The 13,999-nt window shown below is 64.8% G+C and carries 17 protein-coding genes; 5 read left to right on the top strand and 12 right to left on the bottom strand.

All coding sequences use genetic code 11. From position 1 onward, the window contains the following. Positions 1–5: 5 nt before the first annotated feature. The 4 genes from HK401_RS04780 to HK401_RS04765 all read right to left on the bottom strand — a co-directional run bounded on the left by HK401_RS04780 (position 6) and on the right by HK401_RS04765 (position 2,659). Positions 6–824 carry a hypothetical protein gene (locus HK401_RS04780; RefSeq protein ID WP_181273529.1) on the bottom strand — a complete coding sequence of 273 codons (819 nt, stop codon included), beginning with the start codon at positions 822–824 and terminating at the stop codon, positions 6–8. A gap of 292 nt (positions 825–1,116) precedes the next feature. Then, a complete protein-coding gene (locus tag HK401_RS04775) occupies positions 1,117–1,593 on the bottom strand; it encodes a hypothetical protein (protein WP_181273528.1) in 477 nt (158 codons plus the stop codon). Positions 1,594–1,615: 22 nt separating this feature from the next. Continuing rightward, complete coding sequence (locus tag HK401_RS04770; protein ID WP_181273527.1) at positions 1,616–2,212, bottom strand: DNA-binding protein; 597 nt, start codon at positions 2,210–2,212, stop codon at positions 1,616–1,618. Between the two features lie 216 nt (positions 2,213–2,428). Beyond that, on the bottom strand, positions 2,429–2,659 hold the full coding sequence (locus tag HK401_RS04765) for a helix-turn-helix transcriptional regulator (RefSeq protein WP_181273526.1): 231 nt from the start codon (positions 2,657–2,659) through the stop codon (positions 2,429–2,431). 177 nt (positions 2,660–2,836) lie between these two features. Between HK401_RS04765 and HK401_RS04760 the strand changes: the two genes are divergently transcribed. Then, positions 2,837–4,102 (top strand): hypothetical protein, encoded by a 1,266-nt coding sequence (locus tag HK401_RS04760; protein ID WP_181273525.1) that lies wholly within the window; start codon positions 2,837–2,839, stop codon positions 4,100–4,102. 253 nt (positions 4,103–4,355) lie between these two features. On the opposite strand, the gene HK401_RS04755 is transcribed toward HK401_RS04760, so the two are convergent. The 8 genes from HK401_RS04755 to HK401_RS04720 are packed head-to-tail and all read right to left on the bottom strand — an operon-like array spanning position 4,356 to position 10,898. After that, positions 4,356–4,691 carry a metal-sulfur cluster assembly factor gene (locus HK401_RS04755; protein WP_166971948.1) on the bottom strand — a complete coding sequence of 112 codons (336 nt, stop codon included), beginning with the start codon at positions 4,689–4,691 and terminating at the stop codon, positions 4,356–4,358. Beyond that, the gene (sufU, locus tag HK401_RS04750) at positions 4,684–5,163 is read right to left on the bottom strand and encodes a Fe-S cluster assembly sulfur transfer protein SufU (protein ID WP_181273524.1); all 480 of its coding nucleotides are present in this window, start codon (positions 5,161–5,163) and stop codon (positions 4,684–4,686) included. The genes HK401_RS04755 and sufU overlap by 8 nt, the downstream gene beginning before the upstream one ends. 4 nt (positions 5,164–5,167) lie before the next feature. After that, entirely contained in the window at positions 5,168–6,430 is a 1,263-nt protein-coding gene (locus HK401_RS04745; protein WP_181273523.1) for a SufS family cysteine desulfurase, read from the bottom strand. After that, the gene (sufC, locus tag HK401_RS04740) at positions 6,430–7,188 is read right to left on the bottom strand and encodes a Fe-S cluster assembly ATPase SufC (RefSeq protein WP_181273522.1); all 759 of its coding nucleotides are present in this window, start codon (positions 7,186–7,188) and stop codon (positions 6,430–6,432) included. Before sufC ends, HK401_RS04745 begins: the two co-directional genes overlap by 1 nt. Before the next feature lie 26 nt (positions 7,189–7,214). Then, positions 7,215–7,532 carry a non-heme iron oxygenase ferredoxin subunit gene (locus tag HK401_RS04735; protein ID WP_181273853.1) on the bottom strand — a complete coding sequence of 106 codons (318 nt, stop codon included), beginning with the start codon at positions 7,530–7,532 and terminating at the stop codon, positions 7,215–7,217. A 2-nt stretch (positions 7,533–7,534) separates the two neighbouring features. Beyond that, positions 7,535–8,710 carry a Fe-S cluster assembly protein SufD gene (sufD, locus tag HK401_RS04730; protein WP_181273521.1) on the bottom strand — a complete coding sequence of 392 codons (1,176 nt, stop codon included), beginning with the start codon at positions 8,708–8,710 and terminating at the stop codon, positions 7,535–7,537. Between the two features lie 41 nt (positions 8,711–8,751). Then, positions 8,752–10,182, bottom strand: coding sequence for a Fe-S cluster assembly protein SufB (gene sufB, locus HK401_RS04725; protein WP_181273520.1), 1,431 nt, complete (start codon positions 10,180–10,182; stop codon positions 8,752–8,754). Then, positions 10,179–10,898 carry a helix-turn-helix transcriptional regulator gene (locus HK401_RS04720; protein ID WP_181273519.1) on the bottom strand — a complete coding sequence of 240 codons (720 nt, stop codon included), beginning with the start codon at positions 10,896–10,898 and terminating at the stop codon, positions 10,179–10,181. Before HK401_RS04720 ends, sufB begins: the two co-directional genes overlap by 4 nt. A gap of 103 nt (positions 10,899–11,001) precedes the next feature. Between HK401_RS04720 and HK401_RS04715 the strand changes: the two genes are divergently transcribed. The 4 genes from HK401_RS04715 to HK401_RS04700 are packed head-to-tail and all read left to right on the top strand — an operon-like array spanning position 11,002 to position 13,985. Further along, on the top strand, positions 11,002–11,919 hold the full coding sequence (locus HK401_RS04715; protein ID WP_181273518.1) for an ABC transporter ATP-binding protein: 918 nt from the start codon (positions 11,002–11,004) through the stop codon (positions 11,917–11,919). Next, positions 11,916–12,647: an ABC transporter permease gene (locus HK401_RS04710; protein WP_181273517.1), complete on the top strand. Its 732-nt coding sequence runs from the start codon at positions 11,916–11,918 to the stop codon at positions 12,645–12,647. Before HK401_RS04715 ends, HK401_RS04710 begins: the two co-directional genes overlap by 4 nt. An 8-nt stretch (positions 12,648–12,655) precedes the next feature. After that, positions 12,656–13,558, top strand: a complete 903-nt coding sequence (locus tag HK401_RS04705) for a COX15/CtaA family protein (protein WP_309135911.1) — start codon at positions 12,656–12,658, stop codon at positions 13,556–13,558. Next, positions 13,521–13,985: a VOC family protein gene (locus HK401_RS04700; protein ID WP_181273515.1), complete on the top strand. Its 465-nt coding sequence runs from the start codon at positions 13,521–13,523 to the stop codon at positions 13,983–13,985. Before HK401_RS04705 ends, HK401_RS04700 begins: the two co-directional genes overlap by 38 nt. The last annotated feature ends 14 nt before the right edge of the window (positions 13,986–13,999 follow it).

The raw sequence follows: 13,999 nt of genomic DNA, 5'->3' as shown, positions 1-13,999 counted from the left end.
CGGCGTCAGAGCGAGTCGTTGACGGCGTCGCAGCCCTGCTCGTATGGGGCCATGGCCTTGTCGGCGGCTGCGGCGTCCTCCGGATGGAGGTGGAGCTCCTCGCCGGAGTAGTCGATGACGACCTTGTCGCCGTCGAGCTCGACGTCGTAGGTGCCCTCGTTCGTCTGGCCGTTGCCGGAGGAGGTGTACTCGAAGGAGTCGCCGTCGATCGTGCCCTCATGAGTGATCGGGCCCTCTTCGCTGCAGTTCTGACGAACGAGGACCGCGTCCTCGCCGTCGACCGTCAGGCGGTAGGCGATCGACTCGTCTCCCGTGAAGTACGTCCCGTCCGGGATCTTCGCCGCCTGGGGCTCCTCGGCGTCCTCGCCGCCACAGCGCTTGTTGAAGGTGGCCAGTTCGGCATCCTCCTCGCCGGTGGCGAAGTCGAAGCCGCCGATGCTCACGGACTTGGTGTCTCCCGAGACGCTGAGCTCGAACGACTGCGTGCCGCCGAGCGAGTCGCTGCCGATGTGCTCGTCGTCGCTGGCAAGGATGATCTGGTCGCCCGAGTCGGTGATCTCGCCCTGGGCCGACGGCTCCTCCTCGATGACGGGCGTGTCGGTCTCCGAGCAGTCGAAGCCGTAGTACTTCGCGTTCTGCCCGTCGATGACGAGTTGGCCCTCGGTGTATCCGTGGCGGTCGTAGTAGTACTCGCCGCTGGCGTCGTCGGCACCGGCGGCTCCCCCGCTGCAGGCGGAGAGCATGAACGCAGCCGTCGCCAGGCCCGCGGCGGTCGCGGCGACCCTGGTCCGCGTCTGCCGAGCGGTCCTGATGATGGTGGTCATGGTCGTTCTTCCTTCTCATCGTGCCGGACGTTCGTCCGGGCGGTTCGGTGGATATGTAACAGAGGGTCCCAGCGTCTCGGCTCCCAGCAGCAGAACTGCCTTCCCGAGCACCCAGGCCTCCCCGAGCCACGCCCGGGGAGCCGAAGCTGGGACTCCCCTGCCCCTCCCGCAGGGAGGCGAATCACACGAGTGTGATTCGTTTACGATCATTCTCTCAGGTCGTGGCTCCGAATGGACCACCCACGGGCCCACTTGTGCAGGATCGGTGACCGAATGGGACACGGAGTGGGCTTCATTGCTTCCGTCGGTTGAACATGTCCGAGAAGAGACCGTCGAAAGCCGCGTTGGTACCTTCTTCGTGCTCGCCTCGATCACTGACGGGTCGCGAGGACGGCACTTCCGACTTCAGCGTGAGCTTCACGTACCCCTTCGTCGGCTGCGACTCGACGACGTAGACGATCTCGTGGGTGATCGTCACTTCGCCTTGGTGCGAGTCGCTGCTCTGCTCGTGCGTGAGCACGCGGAAGCCGTGCTTGTAGCCCATGTAGTCGAAGAACTTCTGCTGGGCCTGCTCGTCTATCCGCTGGATCTGCGACGAGGGCCCGCGCGCGATGATCCGCTGCGCGTGCGTGCAGTCGCGGTCCTCGGTGGGCCGACCGCCGTCGTCGTGCTCGATGAAGTCGAACTGCGCCCGCGCCTGCCGCATCTGCTCCTGGCTGGGATAGGCGACGCGGCCCTGGTAGTACCTGATCGGTCCGATGCGGGTCATGCCGCTCCCCCTCGTCTGCCCGTCAAGCGCGCGACCTCAGGTCTTCGAGCCGGCGCTCGGCCAGCGCCAAGCCCAAATCTGCCTGGGTGAGCTCGTGCTCGCCCTCGCGGATGCGGTCGTGGAGGTCGATGACCTGCGGAGCGTCGGCCTCGCGGTCGGCGAGCTCGCCGAGCTCGTGCAGCTCTTCTCTGGCTGCTCTGAGCTGGTCCTCGAAGTGCGTGCTGCGGATCTGCAGGCGTGAGACCTGGTCGATCGCCCAGCGCAGCCGAGCGCGGTGATCGAGCGTCGTCTTGCCCTCCAGCCAGGCGCGCAGCTCCGGCTGCTCGACATCGGCCGGCAGGCCGGTCGCCAGGGGCGTGTCCGGGACGGGCATGTCGATCGGGATGTGGCTGAGCAGGATGGCCGGCCGCGCACCGAGAGCGGCGGCGATGGCGATGAGGTCATCGACGGTGGCAGCCCGCTCACCGTGCTCGATGCGGCGGAGGTCCTCGGTCGTCAGCCCGTGGCCGAGCTGAGAGAGGACGTAGGCGAGCTCGTCGAGGCTGAGGTCTCGCAGCTGGCGGTAGTGGTGGACGGCGTCGGCGAAGGCGCGGGACGTGGGCGGGAGGTCATGCGGCACATCTCGATCGTATTTCAACGGAAATTGAGAGTCGAGCACCCTGCGGGTTTAGCCGGCCGGTGGCGTTGACCTGCGATTTTGGCAGTGCTAGCCGAGCGGCTCGCACTCAGCAATCGCAGAGTCGAAGGTGGGTGACCCACACCAGGCGAGACGATACAAAAGCCCCCGGAGACCGGTTGTCTCCGGGGGTCTAGTGAGCTCGCGATCCAATGAGCGCTACCCGACTCGATGCGCGAATAGCCACTCATCCAGATCCTCGACGAGATAGACGATGCGGGAGCCGATGCGGACGTAAGCAGGCCCATCGCCGGTGACGCGCCACTTCTTCAGCGTAGCGGACGAGAGCCCTGTGTAGTGCGCGGCGTCACCCGTCGGGAGCGCAGCGCGACCGGCGTCGTTCGAACTCGTGAGGCGGATCTTCGTGGATCTGCTTGCTGTAGCACTCATCTCAGGTCTCTCTCTGCATCATGCCGGCCCCATCCGGCCCTCCTGTCGGTAAGCCTACTCGATTCGACACTGAGAGGCCAGTCGATAGCGAGTCGAGAGAGGTGCTCGGTGGAGATGACAGGTCATGAAGCGCTACTCAGGTTTCACGCGAGTGCCCAGGACGCCTACACTGATTCTGTGGCACGCGCATCAACAAGCAGGCTCGCTCCTGGAGAGCACACAGCAGAACGGTCAACTCCGCAGGAATTGCCCGACGGCACCTTTCGCATTACGTTCACACTGAGGTACCGCGATGGGCGCAGGCAACGGAAGGACGCATACGGCGCAACCAAGGGCGAGGCCCGGCGCAATGCGAAGCAGAAGGCTAAGGATCTGCTCCGCACAAGCGGAGGGGTCTGGCGTCTGTCGGATCCCCTGCCGGACTACATCGAGAAGGTGACTCGGCCGGCGATCGAGAAGGCCAAGCTCGGTGACCTGAGCAGGGAGAGGTACGAGGCCGGACTGCGCTTTCTTCTCGGAGATTGCGCGAAGTGCAAACGTGCCGGTCGTCGTCATAAACATGGCTTCAAGCAGCACACGATCGGATCGGGCACGACGCCTCGAGCACTCGAGGAAACGTTCACTGAGATCGCTCAGCTGCACGGTCTGTCCACAGCGAAGTCATGTCGGACCGTGTGGAACAAATACATTGCCAAACGCTTGGTCTTCGACGGCGTGATGGACTTCAACCCCGTGATGGGTGAGCGCCTCAGCGATCTCACCGGCGTGGAAAAGCCTGAGCGGACCCGCGGCGGCAGGGCCTTGACGCGCAAAGAGTATGACCTGACTCTGCAGTGGCTCCTGGAGGCCGATCCCACGGACTGGCCGGTCTCGCATAAGAAATACGGCTGGATCTGGCGGCCAGATGTCCAGGTCGACACATTCCTCGCCGGCATTGACATGACACTTCTCCAGATGACGACTGGGCTGCGGCAGAGCGAGGCCAGGTTTGTGGACTGGTCCATGGTCCACATCTCCCCCGACGGCGTCATGAGCATCGACGTCCCCAAGCACGTTGCCAAGGGCGGGCATCCGCGTGTCGTTCTGGTTCTCGACCAGAGAGTCGCCGAACGGCTATTGAAGCGTCGGGACGAACAGCACGGCAAGGGCTTCATCGTCGGTGCACCGATGGACACCTTGAAGCCCTGGCATCGCATGAGGTGCGGTCAGGTCTGCAAGGACCTTTATCTGCGCATAGCACAGCATACGAAGATCGAGCTGTTCGAAGAGCATCGTTCCCACATCTGGCGCACGACCCTGCGCTCGTTCTACGTCGGCAAGGTCTCCGAGGCCGTGCTCAACTCGCAGTTCGGTCATTCCACCGAGGTCGCCAACCTCTACTACACCGATGCCTCTGATCTGGGCGGTCTCGCCCAAGCGGCTGACCTGGTCGATACCGAGTAGAGCCACCTGCTCAATCGCCCCGCACAGTCCCGCACAAAATCCCGCACAGTGTCAGTACCTTGAGGCATCTTTGGTCACCCTGTAGCACCCAAAATTGCAGTATGGAGATTCGTTGTCTGCGAAAACTGCAGGATTTGGACGCATGGATCTGGGCGAATCTGACGAGGCCATTGCTACGCGGAAGTGTCGTTCAGACGACAGAAAAGGCCCCCTGACCTGCGATAACGCAAGCAAGGGGGCCGTTCAGGGTGACTCAGATATTGAATCCGAGGGCGCGCATCTGTTCGCGGCCGTCCTCGGTGATCTTCTCCGGACCCCACGGCGGCATCCAGACCCAGTTGATCCGGTAGGCCGGCACGATTCCTTCGAGGCACTGTGCGGTCTGATCCTCGATGACGTCGGTCAGCGGGCATGCCGCCGAGGTCAGGGTCATCTCGATGACGGCGGTGCCGTCGTCTTCGACCGAGAGTCCGTAGACGAGGCCGAGGTCGACGATGTTGACACCGAGCTCGGGATCGACGACGTCCATCATCGCTTCGCGCACTTCGTCGACGCTGGCATTCTGCGGAGCGTCAATGACTTCAGGCATGGTGTTTCTCCTCACGAGCTGCTTGTGCTTGGTTGAGTGCGTCCTTGAAGGCCATCCAGGACAGCAGAGCGCATTTGATCCTGGCCGGGAACTTCGAGACTCCCGAGAACGCTGCCGCGTCCCCGAGCACGCTCTCATCCGCCTCCATTGTCCCACGGGAGTGCATGAGTTCGTGGAACGCCGATTCGATGACCAGCATCTCCTCGACGCTGTTCTCACCGGCCAGTTCGGACAGCACCGAGGCCGAGGCCATCGAGATCGAACAGCCGTCTCCTCTCCAGCGCACCGCGACGCGGCCGTTCCCGGTCAGCTCGGTCTCGAGCTCGATCTCGTCCCCGCAGGTCGGGTTGACCTGGTGGGAGTACCCGTGGGGACCGTCGACCTTCTCGCCCAACAGTGCGGAATTGCCGATTCGGGCACGGGACTGGTCGAGGATGACCTGTTGGTAGAGCTGCTGCATCTGTGTGCTCATCGGCTCATTCCCCTTCCTGCGCGACCCCGAAGAAGGGGCGCACCTCGGCCAGCGCGGACAGGAACCGGTCACAGTCCTCGGCATTGTTGTACAGGTACGTGCTCGCCCGCGTCGAGGCGGTGACGCCGAAACGTCGGTGCAGCGGTTGGGCGCAGTGGTGACCGACCCGTACGGCCACTCCCTGGGAGTCGAGGAACTGACCGACGTCATGGGCGTGGACTCCGTCGACGTCGAAGGCCACGGTCCCGATGCGCTCGGGCGCGGACCCGAGCACACGGATGCCGGGGATCTCGGCGATGCCGTCCAGGAGGAGCCGGCCGAGCTCACGCTCATGGGCGAAGATCTCTTCGAGCCCCACCTCGGCGAGGTAGCCGACCGCGGTCGCGAACGCCGCGACCTCGGCAACCGGCTGGGTGCCGGCTTCGAACCGCTGCGGGGCGGGCATGAACTCGGTCTGATCCATGCTCACCGTGGTGATCATCGACCCGCCCGTGAGCACGGGCGGCAGAGCATCGAGCAGTTCGGACTTCCCCCACAGCACACCCAGACCGGTGGGTCCGAGCGCCTTATGTGCGGAGAACGCCGCGAAGTCGACGTCGAGGCCGACGAAGTCCACGGGCATATGCGGAACCGACTGGCAGGCGTCGAGGACGACGTACGCCCCGACCTCCCTGGCCCGGGCCACGAGCGTGTCGACGGGGTTGATGGTGCCGAGCACGTTCGACACGTGGGTGAACGCGAAGACCTTCGTCGTCTCGTCGACGATCGACTCGAGGTCGGTCATGTCGAGTTCACCCGAGTCGGTCACCGGCAGCCAGCGCAGCTGCGCACCCGTCGAGGCGGCCAGCTGCTGCCAGGGAACGAGGTTCGCGTGGTGCTCCATCTCTGTGATGACGATCGAATCCTCGGGTCCGAGGGCGAAACGCTGTGCGGCCTCTCCCCCGAATCCGCGGCTGGCGCGGTCGATGCCGAGTGCCACGACGTTGAGCGCCTCGGTGGCGTTCTTCGTCCAGCACACCTGCTCTGGCTTTCCGCCGACGAGCCCGGCGACGGCGATGCGACCGTTCTCGAACGCGTCCGTGGCCTCGACGGCCAGCGAGTGCGCTCCCCGGTGCACAGCGGAATTGCGCTGCTGGAAGTACTCGGTGAAGGTGTCGATGACGCACTGGGGCTTCTGCGAAGTCGCCCCGGAGTCGAGATACGACAGCGGCGACTCCCCGATCCTGACATCGAGGATCGGGAAGTCGCCCCGCAGACGTGCGAACATCAGACGCCGGCGGTGAAGAAGCGGTCGTAGCCTTCGTTCTCGAGGCGATCGGCCAGCTCCGGTCCGCCTTCCTCGGCCACCCGGCCCTTGATGATCACGTGGACGTGATCGGGCTTGATGTAATTGAGGATGCGCGTGTAGTGGGTGATGAGCATGACGCCGACGTCGGTGGATTCCTTGACGCGGTTGACGCCTTCGGAGACGATCCGCAGCGCATCGACGTCGAGGCCGGAGTCGGTTTCGTCGAGGACGGCGAACTTCGGTTTGAGCATCTCGAGCTGGAGGATCTCGTGGCGCTTCTTCTCACCGCCGGAGAAGCCTTCGTTGACGTTGCGGGTCGCGAAGGCGGGATCGACGCGCAGGTTCTCCATGGCCTGCTTGAGGTCCTTGGTCCAGTTGCGCAGCTTCGGGGCCTCGCCGTCGATGGCGGTCTTGGCCGAACGGAGGAAGTTCGTCACGGTCACGCCGGGGACCTCGACGGGGTACTGCATGGCCAGGAACAGGCCGGACTTCGCCCGTTCGTCGACGGACATGTCGAGGACGTCCTCACCGTCGAGGGTGACAGAACCGGAGGTGACCTCGTACTTCGGGTGTCCGGCCAGCGCATAGGCCAGCGTCGACTTGCCCGAACCGTTCGGGCCCATGATGGCGTGGGTCTCGTTCGAGTTGATCTCGAGGTTGATGCCGTTGAGGATCGGCTTGAGGCCGTTGTCGGTGTTGACACCGACGTGGAGGTCTTCGATCTTGAGAGTGGACATTTTATCCTTCTTCTTCGGTCTTCAGGTCAGTTGAGTGTTGTCTTCGGGTCGACGAGGATGCGCCCGGCGATCTCCTTGCAGTCATAGACTGCGACGGGTTCGAAGGCCGGAGGGTTCACCGGCACTCCCGTGTTGAGATCGAACTGCGAACCGTGCAGCCAGCACTCGATGGTGCCGTCTTCGATCTCGCCTTCGGCCAGGGACACCTCACCGTGGGTGCACAGGTCGTCGATCGCGTGGAGCGTGCCGTCGGAGTCGCGGGCGAGGCAGACCTCGAACTCGCCGACTTCGATGCGCATGGTTGCTCCCGAGGCCACCTCGTCGGCGGCCGCCACGTCGATCATGGTCACAGAACACTCCGGGACAGTTCGTCCTCGATGCGTTCGTTGAGCACTTCCTCGATCTCGGGCACCTGGATCTTCTGGATCACTTCGTTGAAGAATCCGCGGACCACGAGCTGACGGGCGACGTCCTCGGGGATGCCGCGGCTCATCAAGTAGAACAGGTGCTCCTCGTCGAAGCGTCCGGTCGAGGACGCGTGGCCGGCTCCGGCGATGTCGCCGGTCTCGATCTCGAGGTTCGGCACCGAGTCCGCGCGTGCCCCATCGGTGAGGATGAGGTTGCGGTTGAGCTCGTAGGTGTCGATGTCGAGGGCCTCGGGCCGGATGAGCACGTCACCGATCCATACGCTGCGCGCGTCCTTGCCCTGCAGAGCGCCCTTGTAGTGGACGTTCGACTGGGCCTTCGGCGTGTTGTGGTCGATGTAGGTGCGGTGCTCGAGGTGCTGACCGGCATCGGCGAAGTAGAGTCCAAGGAGTTCGGCCTCTCCCCCGGCCGCTGAGTAGCGCACGTTCGTGTTCAGGCGCACGATGTCGCCGCCGAGGGTGATGTGGATGTGCTTGAGCTTCGCGTCCTTGCCCACGATCGCATCGTGCTGGCCGAGGTGGTGAGAACCGTCCTCCCACAGCTGCAGCGAGACGAAGGTGACGTCCGCGCCGTCGCCGACGACGAGGGAGACGAGCTCGGAGTACCGGGCCAGTCCCTCGTGTTCGACGACGATGGTGGCCTTCGAGTTCGCTCCGACGGACACGACGACATGGCCGTGGCCGATGGTCTCACCGGTGCCGTCGGCATGGATGATTGCGGCCCGGTCGAGCTCGGTGTCGGCGGGGACCGAGTAGTGCGTCACAGCGGAGGCACGGTTCGCAGCGACGGCGGCGGCCCGGTCCTCGGGCTCGAGGATGCCCAGCTCCTGGGCGGACTCGAGCGAGATCTCCTCGACGGAGATGCCCCCGGGCAGATCGGAGTCGATCTTCAGCGTCGCCTCTGTGGCGGCATCGTCGAAGAAGTCGCTGATCTTGCGCACGGGCGAGAAGCGCCATTCCTCTTCACGGCCGGTGGGCACGGGGAAGTCGGCGACGTCGAAGCTGCGGGTGCGAGCGTCGCGCTTCGAATCGGGCACCTGGACGTCGGAACCGTGCGAATGTTCCGAGAGGCCAAGCGGGTTGGTGGTATCAGTCACAGAAATACTCCTTTGAGCGCGGTGTGGGTGCTGAGCGGGCCTCAGCCCACCGCGCCTTCCATCTGCAGTTCGATGAGGCGGTTGAGTTCGAGGGCGTACTCCATCGGCAGCTCGCGGGCGATGGGCTCGACGAAGCCGCGCACAATCATCGCCATCGCCTCGGTCTCCTCCATTCCGCGGGACATGAGGTAGAAGAGCTGATCCTCACTCACCTTCGACACGGTGGCCTCATGGCCGAGGGTCACATCGTCTTCGCGGATGTCGATGTAGGGGTACGTGTCGGACCGGGAGACGTTGTCGACGAGCAGAGCGTCGCAGAGGACGTTGTTCGACGAGCCCTCGGCACCCGGGTGGACGTGGACGAGTCCGCGGTAGCCGGCACGTCCGCCGCCGCGGGCCACGGACTTCGACACGATCGAGGAGTGGGTGTGCGGAGCGGCGTGGACCATCTTCGCACCGGTGTCCTGGTGCTGTCCCTCGCCGGCGAAGGCCACGGACAGCGTCTCGCCGCGGGCGTGCTCACCGGTCAGCCAGATGGCCGGGTACTTCATCGTCACCTTCGAGCCGATGTTGCCGTCGACCCATTCCATCGAGGCGCCCTCTTCGGCGATGGCGCGCTTGGTGACGAGGTTGTAGACGTTGTTCGACCAGTTCTGGATCGTGGTGTAGCGGACCTTCGCGTCCTTCTTCGCCACGATCTCGACGACGGCCGAGTGCAGGGAGTCGGTCTTGTAGATCGGGGCCGTGCAGCCCTCGACGTAGTGGACCGAGGATCCCTCGTCGGCGATGATGAGCGTGCGCTCGAACTGACCCATGTTCTCGGTGTTGATGCGGAAGTAGGCCTGCAGGGGGATCTCGACGTGGACGCCCTTGGGGACGTAGACGAAGGACCCGCCGGACCAGACCGCGGTGTTGAGAGCGGCGAACTTGTTGTCGCCGGAGGGGATGATCGAACCGAAGTACTCTTCGAAGATCTCCGGGTGCTCGCGCAGACCCGTGTCGGTGTCCATGAAGATGACACCCTGAGCCTCGAGCTCTTCGTTGATCTGGTGGTAGACGACCTCGGACTCGTACTGAGCGGCCACGCCGGCGACGAGGCGCTGCTTCTCCGCCTCCGGGATGCCGAGCTTGTCGTAGGTGTTGCGGATGTCCTCGGGCAGGTCCTCCCACGAGGTGGCCTGGCCCTCGGTGGAGCGCACGAAGTACTTGATGTCGGCGAAGTCGATCCCGGTGAGGTCGGCTCCCCAGTTCGGCATCGGCTTCTTGTCGAACAGCCGCAGTGCCTTGAGCCGACGCTTGAGCATCCACTCAGGTTCGTCCTTGAGCTTCGAGATGTTGCGCACGACCTCTTCGCTCAGTCCGCGGGTCGCGGTCGCACCTGCGTCGTTCTCGTCGTGCCAACCGTATGCATACTGCCCGAGGTCTTTGAGCTCGGGATTCGCATCGATGATCCGATTGCCTGTGTCAGTCATCGTGAACCTCCTTGAGGTCGATCATTGCTGTGGATGAGTGGTCTGGTCAGTTCCGAAGTCGGAATGTGGGTGGTGCACACATGGTCACCCTGCGCCAGCGAGGACAGCCGTCTGACATCGACGCCGAGGTAGTCGGAGAACATCGCGAGCTCGGCTTCGCAGATCTCCGGGTACTCCGCGGCCAGGGCCTGGATCGGACAGTGCCCCTGGCACAGCTGCATCGCCTCGAGCGGGGTTCCGGCCGCAACCGGTGTCGCCGAGGCGGCGTACCCTTCACGGGTGAGTGCAGCAGCCAATGCGCGCGAGCGTGAGGGCACTGTGGTGCCCCCGCGCTTGTCGAGTTCGGGCCCGAGCCGATCGCGCAGACGCGCTACGAGATCCTCGGTGTATTCCTCGACGGCCGACTTGCCGTGGCGATCCTCCATGAAGCGGAGGATGTTGACGGCGAGTTCGTCGTAGGAATGGCTGACCGAGTCATGCCCGGCCGTCGTCACCACATAATGCCTGGCCGGTCGTCCTCTGCCCGCCTGTTTGCCGGCGAGGTCACGAACCTCGATGAGGCCCTCGCTCTCGAGGGCATCCAGGTGGCGTCGAATCGCCGCTGGGGTCAGATCGAGGGCTTTGGCCAATGACGAAGCGGTGATCGGTCCTTCGTCGAGCACCGATCGGAAGACCTTCTGCCGGGTGCGGCGGTCCTCCGTATCGTTCGCAGCCATAATCCACCTCCTTGACTAACACAACAATAGTGTTGCGTAATTTGTTCCGTAAAACTAGGTGAGCCTAACCATTGCGGCTTTCGACGCGTCGTAGAATGGCCGGGTGTCATCTTCGGCCCTGACCATTCGCGGTCTCCACTACTCGTACGGCGCTCATCACGTCGTCGACGGAATCGATCTCGACGCGCACGCTGGCTCCATCCTCGGCGTGCTCGGACCCAATGGCGCAGGCAAGTCGACGACCATCTCCCTGGCCGTGGGCACCCGTCGCCCCGATGCCGGGACGGTGCGCATCTTCGGCCGCGATCCCGTCACCGATCATGAGGCGACCTCCCAGCAGGCCGGAGTGATGCTCCAGGACGGCGGACTGCCGATGAGCGCGAAGCCGCTGCAAGTGCTCGGTCATCTCTCCTCCCTCTATTCCGACCCGCTCTCGGTCGAAGAACTCGCCGGTCCCCTGGGGCTCCATGAGTTCTCCGGCCGCGCGATGCGTCGCCTCTCGGGTGGTCAGAAGCAGCGGGTCGCACTCGCGGCGGCCCTGATCGGCCGACCGTCCCTGGTCTTCCTCGACGAACCCTGCGCCGGCCTCGACCCCCAGGCGCGCGAGGTCGTCCACTCCTTCATCCGCGATCTCGCCGACCGCGGCGTCGCCGTCGTCCTCACCACCCACGACCTCGCCGAAGCTGAAGAGCTCTCCGATGAGGTCGTCGTCATCGACCGCGGCAGGATCATCGCCCAAGGTGCGCCCGAAGACCTGCGCAATGCCTCCGATGACTCCCGTCGCCTCGACATCCGGCTCGATCGCCCCGCCGTCCCGGACTTGATCAGGCGCCTGTGCGACATCGCCCCCGCCTCGGCGCAGGGCGCGACGATCACCGTCGAGGGCGCGCTGTCCGCGGCGCAGATCGCTGCGGTGTGCACCGCGATCGCCGAGGCGGGGGCGCAGATCGCCGATCTCGACATGCACGCACAGTCCCTCGCCGATGTCTTCTTCGAACTCACAGGGAGGCCCCTGCGATGAGAATGCAGCGCATCGCCTCGCAGGCGAAGTTCGAGACGGTCGCCGTGCTGCGCAACGGCGAGCAGCTCCTCATCTCCCTGGTCTTCCCGCTCGGTCTGCTCATCTTCCTGGCGAAGACTCCCCTGCTCGCCGGGCTCGGGGTCATCGCCCCCGACGCCGATCCGCTGACGATCGCCGTGCCCGCAGCACTCAGCCTCAGCCTCGCCTCCAGTGCCTTCACCGGTCAGGCGATCGCGACGGCCTTCGACCGCAGGTACGGGGTTCTGCGCCAGCTGGCGACGACCCCGCTGGGCACGAACGGTCTCATTCTCGGCAAGCTCGGCGCCGTCATCATCGTCGTGCTCATCCAGTTCGCGCTCGTGCTCGCGGTCTCTCTCGTGCTCGGCTTCCGCGGACCCATCGACGTCCTCGGAGCCGTCCTGGCCACGGTGTTCGGCACCGCGGCGCTGCTCTCGCTCGGGCTGCTCATGGCCGGGACCGTCCGCGCCGAGGCGACCCTGGCGGGATCGAACCTCATCTGGGTGCTCATGGCCGGGGTCGGTGGCCTCGTCATCGCGCATCCGGGAGAATGGGGAACGGTCGTGGGCTACCTGCCCTCCGGCGCGCTCGGCGATGCGATGCGCGCAGCCGTGGGCTCAGGCAACATCGACATCAAGGCAATCATCGTGCTCCTCGTCTGGGGGCTGGTGGGAACGCTTGCCGCGCGCAGGTGGTTCCGTTTCGAATGAGGAGTGAAGTGGTCACGAAGAAGATCCGCATCGCCGCGTGGGCGATGCTCATCGCCCAGGCCGGGATCATCCTGACCGGCGGCATCGTCAGGCTCACCGGTTCAGGGCTCGGGTGCTCGGACTGGCCCAAATGCACCCCGGACTCGCTCGTGGCCACCAGCGAGATGGGCATCCACGGCGCCATCGAGTTCGGCAACCGCCTCCTCGCGATCGCCCTGGCGATCCTCGGCGTACTCATCGCGCTGATGCTGTGGAGGCATCGGAAGAAGCGTCCCGATCTCTTCTGGCTCGACATCGGCCTGCTCGCCATCGTCCCGGTCCAGGCCGTGGTCGGCGGGATCACCGTGTGGACGAAGCTCAACCCCTGGGTCGTCGCCGGTCACTTCGTCCCCTCGGCCATCGCCGTCGGCGTGGCCGCCTACTTCGTCCGCCGCACCTACGACACGGGCGTCCGTCTGGGCACGAGGGCATCGACGCCGCTGCCGACGCTGGGCTGGATCGTCCTCGCTCTCACGGCGGTCATCGTCGTCTTCGGCGTGCTCACCACCGGCGCGGGTCCGCACTCGGGTTCGACGATGTCGACCCGCAACGGACTCGACAACATCTGGATCACCCGGGCTCACGCCTTCCCGGTCTGGCTGCTCGTCATCACCACCGTCACCGCCCTCGTGCTTGCGAAGCGGAAGTCTCAGACGGCGATGATCGCCCCGCTCTCGGTCCTCCTCGGCGTTGAGATCGTCCAGGGCATCATCGGCTACGTCCAGTACTTCCTCGGCGTTCCCGAACTGCTCGTGGCCTTCCATATGATCGGCCTCTCCGCTACCATAGCGGCAGCTGTGGCCGTCCTGGACAGCGCCTATCCGAGGAGCACCGATGTCTCGTCCGATCGTTCCCTGTCTGTGGTTTCCTGATCGCGCCGAGGAGGCGATGGAGTTCTACTGCTCCATCTTCCCGAACTCCCGGATCCTCTCCATCGAACGCTATCCCGATGAGTCCCTCGACGAGCATTTCACAGGGATGTCCGGGAAGGTCCTCAACGGCAGATTCGTCCTCGACGGCACGACCTTCGTCTGTCTCGACGGAGGACCCGTCTTCACCTTCAACGAGGCGATCTCACTGACCGTCGAATGCGCCGACCAGGACGAGATCGACCACTACTGGAGGAGCCTGTCGGCTTCCCCCGAACATGAGCAGTGCGGGTGGCTCAAGGATCGCTACGGCATCAGCTGGCAGATCGTGCCGGCGAATCTCGCCGAACTCATGACCGGGCCCGCACAGACGCAGGCGCTCATGGGGATGAAGAGGATCGTCATCGACGAGCTCGTCAACGCCGGCTGAGACTCAGCCGTTCC

Origin of the sequence: Brevibacterium oceani (assembly GCF_013623835.1) — a bacterium.
GTDB classification, from domain to species: Bacteria; Actinomycetota; Actinomycetes; order Actinomycetales; family Brevibacteriaceae; genus Brevibacterium; species Brevibacterium oceani.
This window is presented reverse-complemented; position numbering and strand designations above follow the sequence as displayed.

What these genes read in the sequence shown, in the direction of transcription:
- sufB (WP_181273520.1), bottom strand. Translation starts at nt 10,182, where the DNA reads ATGACTGACACAGGCAATCGGATCATCGATGCGAATCCCGAGCTCAAA.
- HK401_RS04700 (WP_181273515.1), top strand. Translation starts at nt 13,521, where the DNA reads ATGTCTCGTCCGATCGTTCCCTGTCTGTGGTTTCCTGATCGCGCCGAG.
- HK401_RS04780 (WP_181273529.1), bottom strand. Translation starts at nt 824, where the DNA reads ATGACCACCATCATCAGGACCGCTCGGCAGACGCGGACCAGGGTCGCC.
- sufU (WP_181273524.1), bottom strand. Translation starts at nt 5,163, where the DNA reads ATGAGCACACAGATGCAGCAGCTCTACCAACAGGTCATCCTCGACCAG.
- HK401_RS04745 (WP_181273523.1), bottom strand. Translation starts at nt 6,430, where the DNA reads ATGTTCGCACGTCTGCGGGGCGACTTCCCGATCCTCGATGTCAGGATC.
- sufC (WP_181273522.1), bottom strand. Translation starts at nt 7,188, where the DNA reads ATGTCCACTCTCAAGATCGAAGACCTCCACGTCGGTGTCAACACCGAC.
- HK401_RS04735 (WP_181273853.1), bottom strand. Translation starts at nt 7,532, where the DNA reads ATGATCGACGTGGCGGCCGCCGACGAGGTGGCCTCGGGAGCAACCATG.
- HK401_RS04720 (WP_181273519.1), bottom strand. Translation starts at nt 10,898, where the DNA reads ATGGCTGCGAACGATACGGAGGACCGCCGCACCCGGCAGAAGGTCTTC.
- HK401_RS04775 (WP_181273528.1), bottom strand. Translation starts at nt 1,593, where the DNA reads ATGACCCGCATCGGACCGATCAGGTACTACCAGGGCCGCGTCGCCTAT.
- HK401_RS04710 (WP_181273517.1), top strand. Translation starts at nt 11,916, where the DNA reads ATGAGAATGCAGCGCATCGCCTCGCAGGCGAAGTTCGAGACGGTCGCC.
- HK401_RS04765 (WP_181273526.1), bottom strand. Translation starts at nt 2,659, where the DNA reads ATGAGTGCTACAGCAAGCAGATCCACGAAGATCCGCCTCACGAGTTCG.
- HK401_RS04755 (WP_166971948.1), bottom strand. Translation starts at nt 4,691, where the DNA reads ATGCCTGAAGTCATTGACGCTCCGCAGAATGCCAGCGTCGACGAAGTG.